The sequence below is a fragment of the Promicromonospora sp. NPDC050262 genome (assembly GCF_040655935.1).
Lineage (GTDB): Bacteria > Actinomycetota > Actinomycetes > Actinomycetales > Cellulomonadaceae > Promicromonospora.
Window position 1 is genome coordinate 281913 of sequence record NZ_JBFAKX010000007.1, and the last position, 8098, is coordinate 290010.

Here is an 8098-nt window from a genome sequence, read left to right on the forward strand (position 1 = left end):
GGCCATTGGCAAGCCCCTGGCGTTCGGGAAAGAGTTCCACTACGATCATTTTCGATCATTGGAGATACGCACATGACAGCACCGTCGCTGCCTGCGCCCGACGTCACGGCCCGGAGCCTCTGGGCCGGCCCGAGCGTGGCGGGCGCGCTCGCCCCCGCGCTCGCCGCTGCCGACGCCGAGCGCGGTACCCCCTGGCCGCAGCCCCTGGCCTCGCAGTACGCCCGGTTCTTCCGCGACGGCGTCCGCACGGTCTACGAGGCGCAGGTCGCGGCCCGGCAGGCGCGGCTGACCCGCGCCACGCTCGCTGCCCTCGTCGACCCGAGCGACGAGCGTGTCGACGAGGTGGTCGACGGCGTGCTGCTGCTGTGCGAGCAGTCCTCGTGGTGCTGGGCCGCGCACGACGACACGTTCGACCGGTTCGGCCGGATCACGCCCACGGTCACCGAGCCGTACCTGGATCTCGGCGCGGGCGAGGTGGCCGCGCAGCTCGGGTGGGTCGACCACCTGCTCGGCCCGGCCCTCGACGAGCGCGCGCCCGGCGTGCGCTGGCGCGTCCGGCAGGAGGCGCAGGCCAGGGTCCTGCGGCCGTTCACCGAGCGGCGTGACTGGTGGTGGCTCGGCGTCGACCACCCGATCATGAACTGGAGCCCCTGGATCCAGGGCAACGTGCTCGCCGCCAACCTCGTGCTGGAGGAGGACCCGGACCGGCGCCGGGCCACCTCGGCCCTCGTCGCGGAGGGCATCGCCGCGTACTGGGCGTCCCTGCCGGACGACGGCGGCGTCGACGAGGGCTACCACTACTGGTGGCAGGGCGCCGCCCGGGCCCTGGAGGCGCAGGACCTGCTCGCGTTCGCGGGGATCGAGCCGGCTCCCGAGGCCCTGGCACGGATCCGCGCGACCGTGGCGTTCCCGCACGCGATGCACCTGGGCGGCGACTGGTACGTCAACGTGGCCGACGGCGCCGCGCGGCCGCTCGCCACCTGGCCGTGGAACGTCGTGCACGCGTGGGCGCTGCGCGTGGGCGACGAGGCGGCGGCACGTCATACGGCGTCGTACCGCGGGCGGCCCGGCGGGCTGTTCGACGAGCGCGCCTCCCTGCCCCGAGCCGTGGGCCTGCTGACCGGCTCCTGGGCGGACGCTCCCGCCGCCGCGCCGCCGCTGGTGGGGCGTTCGGTGTTCCCGTCGACGGGCGTCGCGGTCGCGCGCTCCGCGCCCGGGTCGGCACGTGGCGTCGCGGTGTCGGTCAAGGGCGGGCACAACGACGAGAACCACAACCACGTGGACGTCGGATCGGTGATCGTGGCGCTCGACGGCGTGCCCGTCGTCGTGGACGCGGGCAAGCCCACCTACCGCGCGGGCACCTTCGGGCCCGACCGGTACGACCTGTGGGTGGTCCGGGGCGACTGGCACAACGTCCCCCGGGTCCGCGGGGTGGAGCAGGCGCCGGGCCCGGAGTTCGCCGCCCGCGCCTTCGAGGTGTCGGACGACGGCGCCGACGGCGCTGACGAGACCGACGGGGCCGACCGGACCGGCGGGACCGACGCCGGTCCGGCGGCGGGCTGGCGGGCGCGGGTGGACCTGGCCGGCGCCTACCCGGTCGGCGGGCTGGAGCACTGGTGGCGGGACGTGCGGCTGGACCCCGGCGCCGAGACCGTGACCGTCGAGGACTCCTGGGAGTTCGCGCCCGCGGCGTCGGGCGATCCGGCCGGTCCGACGGCGTGGCACTGGCTGCTCGCCGGCGACGTGACGCTCACCCCCGGCCGGGCGGTCGTCGGGTTCGCGCCGGACGGTACCCCGGACGGGTCGACCCCCCGTACGCTCGCCCTCACCTGGGACGTCGCGGACGTCGACGCCGAGCTCGACGTGCGCGCGCTGGACGACCCCGAGCTGTCCGCCGTATGGGGTGAACACCTGACCCGGTTGCGACTCACGGCGCGCGCAGAGGCGCAGTCGGGCGCGTTCCGGGTCACCATGAGACCCACCGGGTCGGGATCGCAGGAGGTTGCATGACGCAGGAAGCGCCGCTCCCGAGCGAGCGTCGGGCGCGCCTGATCGCGCGGGTGCGGGAGACGGGTTCGGCACGCGTGAGCGACCTGTCGCGCGTGCTCGGTGTCACGCCGGTGACGGTGCGGCGCGATCTCGCCGTGCTCGTCATGGACGGCGCGCTGGAGAAGGTGCACGGCGGGGCCCGCATCCCGGCCCGCACGGCCGGGAAGCAGGACGTCGAGGACACGGCCGACGCCGGGCAGCCGACCATCGGCGTGGTCGTGCCGTCGCTCGACTACTACTGGCCCGAGGTGATCCGCGGCGCGCGCGGAGCCGCCGACGGCACGGCGCGGCTGATCCTGCGGGGCGGGTCCTACGACGTGGACCAGATCCGGCACCAGCTCGCGGCGCTCGTCGGGGAGGACGGCGGTCCGGGTGTCGACGGCCTGCTCGTCGCGCCGCCCGCCTCCGGGCCCGACGCCACCGAGCTGGGCGACTGGCTCGCCGGCCTGGACCTGCCCGTGGTGCTGATGGAACGGCGCCTGGTGGGGGGCCCGTACCGCGAGCCCCTGGAGTCGGTCGCCACCGACCACGCGCTCGGCTCGGGCACGGCGGCGCGCCACCTCGCGGAGCGTGGCCACCGGCAGGTGGGCCTGGTGACGTCGCGGACCAGCCCGCACTCCGGGGCCGTCCGCCGCGGGTTCCTCGCGGCGGCGGAGGATCTGGCGTTCGACGTGGTGCTCGACCTGGAGACCGCGCCGCTGGCCGACCCCGACTGGGCCGCCGACGCCGCGTCCGTGCTGGACCGGTGCGCCGAGACAGGCGTGACCGCGGTGCTGGTGCACTCCGACCGGGAGGCGATCTCGCTGGTGGAGCTGGCGCGCGAACGCGGCGTGCGGGTGCCCGCGGACCTCGCGGTGGTCGCCTACGACGACGAGGTGGCCGCCCTGGCCGACCCGCCGCTCACCGCGGTGAGCCCGCCCAAGGCCGCGATCGGCGCGGGTGCGGTGGAGCTGCTGACGCGCCGGCTCGCGGACGCCGACCGCCCGGTGCACCGGATCGAGCTGAGCCCCCGGCTGATCGTCCGCGGGTCGAGCGCCGGCTCAGGGGTGTAGCGGCTCAGGTCGTCGAGGCTCAGGGGCGTACCGCCGCAGCGTGACGCTCGCGCGCACGACGTCGCGCAGCGCCGTCAGGTCGCCCGACAGCACCCCGACGGCGCGGGCCTGCACCAGCACGTTGCCGAGCGCCGTCGCCTCGACCGGGCCGGCGACCACGGGCAGCCCGGTCGCCTCGGCGGTGAGCCGGCACAGCAGCTCGTTCCGCGAGCCGCCGCCCACCACGTGCACGGTGTCCACGACCACGCCCGCCAGCGCCGACGCGTTCGAGACCGCCCGCGCAGAGGCGGCCGCGAGGCTGTCGAGGACCACCCGGACCAGGGCGGGCCGCGCGGCGGGGCCGTCCGAGGGGAGGTCGACGCCGAGGCGCGCGACGGCGTCCGACACCCGGCGCGGCATGTCGCCCGGGGCGAGGAACTCGTCGCCGTCCACGTCGACCAGGCAGCGGCCGCCCGGCTCGGCGGCGGCCGCCGCCAGGAGGCCGGGCAGGTCCACGGGCGCGCCGTCGTCCTGCGCCCACGCCCGGACGCACTCGTCCAGCACCCACAGGCCCATGACGTTGCGCAGGTAGCGCACGGTCCCGTCGAGGCCGAGCTCGTTGGTGAAGTTCGCCGCGCGGCTCGCCGCGGAGAGCACGGGCTCGGGCAGCTCCAGCCCGACCAGCGACCACGTGCCCGACGAGACGTACGCCCCGGCGGCCCCCAGCGGCGTGGCCGCCACGGCGGACGCGGTGTCGTGCGAGGCGACGGCGAGCACCGGCACGGCGCCGAGGCCGGTCGCCTCCCGCACCTCGGGCACGAGGTGCCCGACGACGGCGCCGGGCTCGACGAGCTCCGGCAGCCGGTCCCGCAGCCCCGCGAGCCCGGCGTACTCCGCCCCGAGCCTGTCCAGGAGCTCGCCCGACCAGGTGCGGGAGCGGGCGTCGAGCAGCCCCGTGGTGGACGCGTTGGTCACCTCCGCGACCCGGCGGCCGGTGAGCCGGTACGTGATCAGGTCGGGCACCAGCAGCAGGTGCCGGGCCCGCGCCCACTCCTCGCCGCCGACGCCGGTCGAGACCCCCGCGACGAGCTGGAACTCGGTGGTGAACTGCAGGTGCTGCAGCCCGTTGATCGCGTAGTGGTCGGCGAACGGCACGTGCTCGTACACCTCGTCGGCCACGTGGTCCGTGCGGGCGTCGCGGTAGCAGAACGGGTCCGCCACCAGGTCCCCGGCGGCGTCGAGGAACGCGTGGTCCACGGCCCACGCGTCCACGCCGATCCCCCGGACCTCGACGCCGCGCTCCCGCGCGAGATCTCCCGCGGCCCGCAGCCCGTCGAGGATCCCGCGCCACAGCGCGCGCACGTTCCACCGCAGGGCGCCGTGCTCGTCCGCCCGGGGCCCGTTCGGGAACCGGCCGCACTCGACGAGCTCGACCCTCGGTTCACCGTGCACCACCCCGAGCATCACCCGGCCGCTGGTCGCGCCCAGGTCGATCGCGACGAACCCGGCTTCGGCCGGGCCGGCCGCCGGTGGCACGGCCCCGCCCCGCGCCGCGCCGGCCCCGCCCACGGACTCGCTCACCGCAGGAACGCCGCTGCCACGCCCGCGTCGACCGGCACGTGCAGGCCCGTCGTGTGCGAGAAGTCGGAGGTGCACAGCGCGAACACGGCGTTCGCCACGTTCTCCGGCAGCACCTCGCGCTTGAGCAGGGTGCGCTGCGCGTAGAACTCGCCGAGCTTCTCCTCCGGCACGCCGTAGACCGCCGCCCGGTTGGCGCCCCAGCCGGACGCGAAGATCCCGGACCCGCGCACCACGCCGTCCGGGTTCACGCCGTTCACGCGGATGCCGTACTGCCCCAGCTCGGCCGCGAGGAGCCGCACCTGGTGCGCCTGGTCGGCCTTGGTCGCCGAGTAGGCGATGTTGTTGGGCCCCGCGAACACCGAGTTCTTGGACGAGATGTAGACGATGTCGCCGCCCATGCCCTGGTCCACCAGCACCCGCGCCGCTTCCCGCGAGACCAGGAACGAGCCCTTGGCCATGACGTTGTGCTGCAGGTCCCAGTCGGCCTCGGTGGTGTCGAACAGCGACCGCGACAGGGAGAGCCCGGCGTTGTTGACCACGAGGTCCACGCCGCCGAACGCGAGCACCGCCTCCTGGACCGCCGCCTGGACGGCGGCCTCGGAGGACACGTCCACGGCCACGCCGATCGCGACGTCGGCCGATCCGAGCTCGGCCGCCGACGCGGTCGCCTTCTCCAGGTCGAGGTCCGCGACCACCACGCACGCGCCCTCGGCCGCCAGCCGGGTGGCGATCGCCCTGCCGATGCCCGACGCCGCCCCGGTCACCAGTGCGACCCGGGTCGCCAGGGGCTTGGGCGCGGGCATGCGCCGCAGCTTGGCCTCCTCCAGCGCCCAGTACTCGATGCGGAACTTCTCGGCCTCCGCGATGGGGGCGTAGGTCGAGATCGTCTCCGCGCCGCGCATCACGTTGATCGCGTTGACGTAGAACTCGCCGGCCACGCGTGCCGTCTGCTTGTTCCGGCCGAAGGAGAACATGCCCACGCCCGGGACCAGCACGATCGCCGGGTCGGCACCGCGCATGGCGGGCGGCTCCTCGCCGCGGGCCCGGGCCGCCGCGGCGCCCCGGTCGTAGTAGGCGGCGTAGTCGGCGCGGTAGGCCTCGTGCGCGGCCCGGAGCGCGGTCACGGTCTCCTCGACCGTGGCCGACGTCGGCACGTCGACCACCAGCGGCTTCACCTTGGTGCGCAGGAAGTGGTCGGGGCAGCTCGTGCCGAGCTCGGCCAGGGGCACCAGCCGCTCGCGCGCGACGAAGTCCAGCACCGGCTCCGAGTCGGTGAAGTGGCCCACCTGCGGGGCGTCGATGCTGGCCAGGCCACGGATCACCGGCGCGAGCGCGGCGGCCCGCGCCCTGCGTTCGGCGTCGGGCAGGGGCTCGTAGCCGGGGCGCACCGCGCCGAAGGCGTGGGTCTCCCGGGCCGCGGCCCGGGCCGCGATGAACTCCTCGGCCCGGCGGATGATCCCGAGGGACCGCTCCTCCGCCTCGGCCGAGGTGTCGCCCCACGCGGTGATGCCGTGGCCGCCCAGGACGCACCCGACCGCCTGCGGGTTGGCCGCCTTGATGGCCGCGATGTCGAGGCCGAGCTGGAAGCCCGGCCGGCGCCAGGGCACCCACACGACCTCGTCGCCGAAGATCTCGGCGGTCAGCTTCTCGCCGTCGGCGGCCGCGGCGATCGCGATGCCGGCGTCGGGGTGCAGGTGGTCCACGTGGGCGGCGTCGACCAGGCCGTGCATCGCCGTGTCGATCGACGGCGCCGCGCCGCCCTTGCCGTGCAGGCAGTAGTCGAACGCGGCGACCATCTCGTCCTCGCGCTCCTCACCCGGGTACACGTCCACGAGGGCGCGCATCCGGTCCAGCCGCAGCACGGCCAGGCCCTGCTCGGTGAGCGTGCCGAGGTCGCCGCCGGAGCCCTTGACCCACAGCAGCTCGACGGCCTCGCCCGTCACGGGGTCGGTGGCGGTCCCCTTCGCGGACGTGTTGCCGCCCGCGTAGTTGGTCACCCGGGGATCGGAGCCCAGCCGGTTCGACCGGCCCACCAGGTCCTCGACCACGCCGGATCCGCTGACGTCGTTCATGCTCCCCATCCCGCCTGCGCGCCACCGACGCGCTCGCTCGCGATCTTCTCGGCATAGCCCGACGCCGCGAAGGCCGCAGTCGGGTTCGGGTCCAGCCCCATCTCCTCGCGCACCTGCGCCACGAGCGGCCGGACGTCGGTGTCGTAGGCGTCCATGAGCACGCCGTGCGCGCCGAGCACGTCCCCCGCGAGCTGCGCCGCCTCCAGGGCCTCGACGTCGACGAGCAGCGCCTTGGCCGTCGCCTCCTGGACGTTCATGACGGACCGGATCTGGGCGGGGATCTTCGGCTCGATGTTGTGGCACTGGTCGAGCATGAAGTTCACGCCGCTGTCCGGGGCGTGCGCCCCGGCGGACACGATCTCGTGCATGATCCGGAAGAGCTGGAACGGGTCCGCGGCGCCGACCATGAGGTCGTCGTCGGCGTAGAACCGGCTGTTGAAGTCGAAGGCGCCGAGCCGGCCCTGGCGCAGGAGCTGCGCCACGATGAACTCGATGTTGGTGCCGGGCGCGTGGTGGCCCGTGTCCAGCACGACCTTCGCCCGGTCGCCGAGCGCCATGACGTGCAGCAGCGACGTGCCCCAGTCCGGCACGTCGGTGACGTAGAAGGCCGGCTCGAAGAACTTGTACTCGAGCACCATGTGCTGGTCGTCGTCGAGCGCGGCGTAGATCTCGGCCAGCGACTCGGCGATCCGGTCCTGACGGGCCCGGATCGAGTCCTGGCCGGGGTAGTTGAGGCCGTCGGACAGCCAGACCTTGAGGTCCTTGGACCCCGTGGCGCGCATGACGTCGATGCACTGCTTGTGGTGGTCCACGGCCTTGGCCCGCACCCGCGGGTCGGGGTGGGCGAGCGAGCCCAGCATGAAGTCCTCGTCCTGGAAGACGTTGGAGTTGATCATGCCGATCTGCACGCCCAGGTCGGCGGCGTGCCGGGCGAGCGCGCCGAAGTCGTCGACGAGGTCCCACGGGATGTGCAGGCTGACGCGCGGGGCGACACCGGTGTACCGATGCACCTGGGCGGCGTCGGCGATCTTCTCGAACGGGTCACGCGGCACGCCCGGCTGGCTGAAGACCTTGAACCTCGTGCCCGAGTTGCCGAAGGCCCAGGACGGCAGCTCGATCGTCTGCTGCCGGAGCGCGGACCTGGCCGCCTCGACACGTGTGGATGCCGCCATGGCGTCCTCCCTCTCCGCGCACGCCCTCGTGCGCACCTTGAAACGATTCATTACGAGCCTATTCCCCACCCGCCCAAGGGTCAAGACGCAAGGGGAGCACGGCGCCACGCGCCACGGCGGGTGGTCGGTGGTTCGTCAGGTGATCGGCAGCCCGGGCTGCCGATCACCGGGCGAGATCGGAAGAGGGTCGGGG

At 74.6% G+C, this 8098-nt stretch carries 5 protein-coding genes; 2 read left to right on the plus strand and 3 right to left on the minus strand.

The genetic code is table 11. From position 1 onward, the window contains the following. Nucleotides 1-72 precede the first annotated feature (72 nt). Nucleotides 73-2010 (plus strand): heparinase II/III family protein, encoded by a 1938-nt coding sequence (locus AB0I29_RS13710; protein WP_357482164.1) that lies wholly within the window; start codon nt 73-75, stop codon nt 2008-2010. Beyond that, nucleotides 2007-3101 (plus strand): substrate-binding domain-containing protein, encoded by a 1095-nt coding sequence (locus AB0I29_RS13715; RefSeq protein WP_357482166.1) that lies wholly within the window; start codon nt 2007-2009, stop codon nt 3099-3101. The genes AB0I29_RS13710 and AB0I29_RS13715 overlap by 4 nt, the downstream gene beginning before the upstream one ends. On the opposite strand, the gene AB0I29_RS13720 is transcribed toward AB0I29_RS13715, so the two are convergent. The 3 genes from AB0I29_RS13720 to rhaI are packed head-to-tail and all read right to left on the minus strand — an operon-like array spanning nt 3090 to nt 7905. After that, nucleotides 3090-4661, minus strand: a complete 1572-nt coding sequence (locus AB0I29_RS13720; RefSeq protein WP_357482168.1) for a rhamnulokinase family protein — start codon at nt 4659-4661, stop codon at nt 3090-3092. The two genes, AB0I29_RS13715 and AB0I29_RS13720, sit on opposite strands and share 12 nt — an antisense overlap. After that, on the minus strand, nt 4658-6733 hold the full coding sequence (locus AB0I29_RS13725) for a bifunctional aldolase/short-chain dehydrogenase (protein WP_357482170.1): 2076 nt from the start codon (nt 6731-6733) through the stop codon (nt 4658-4660). The genes AB0I29_RS13720 and AB0I29_RS13725 overlap by 4 nt, the downstream gene beginning before the upstream one ends. Next, nucleotides 6730-7905, minus strand: coding sequence for an L-rhamnose isomerase (rhaI, locus tag AB0I29_RS13730; protein ID WP_285107475.1), 1176 nt, complete (start codon nt 7903-7905; stop codon nt 6730-6732). The genes AB0I29_RS13725 and rhaI overlap by 4 nt, the downstream gene beginning before the upstream one ends. Nucleotides 7906-8098: the final 193 nt, after the last annotated feature.

What these genes read in the sequence shown, in the direction of transcription:
- AB0I29_RS13710 (WP_357482164.1), top strand. Translation starts at nt 73, where the DNA reads ATGACAGCACCGTCGCTGCCTGCGCCCGACGTCACGGCCCGGAGCCTC.
- AB0I29_RS13715 (WP_357482166.1), top strand. Translation starts at nt 2,007, where the DNA reads ATGACGCAGGAAGCGCCGCTCCCGAGCGAGCGTCGGGCGCGCCTGATC.
- AB0I29_RS13725 (WP_357482170.1), bottom strand. Translation starts at nt 6,733, where the DNA reads ATGAACGACGTCAGCGGATCCGGCGTGGTCGAGGACCTGGTGGGCCGG.
- rhaI (WP_285107475.1), bottom strand. Translation starts at nt 7,905, where the DNA reads ATGGCGGCATCCACACGTGTCGAGGCGGCCAGGTCCGCGCTCCGGCAG.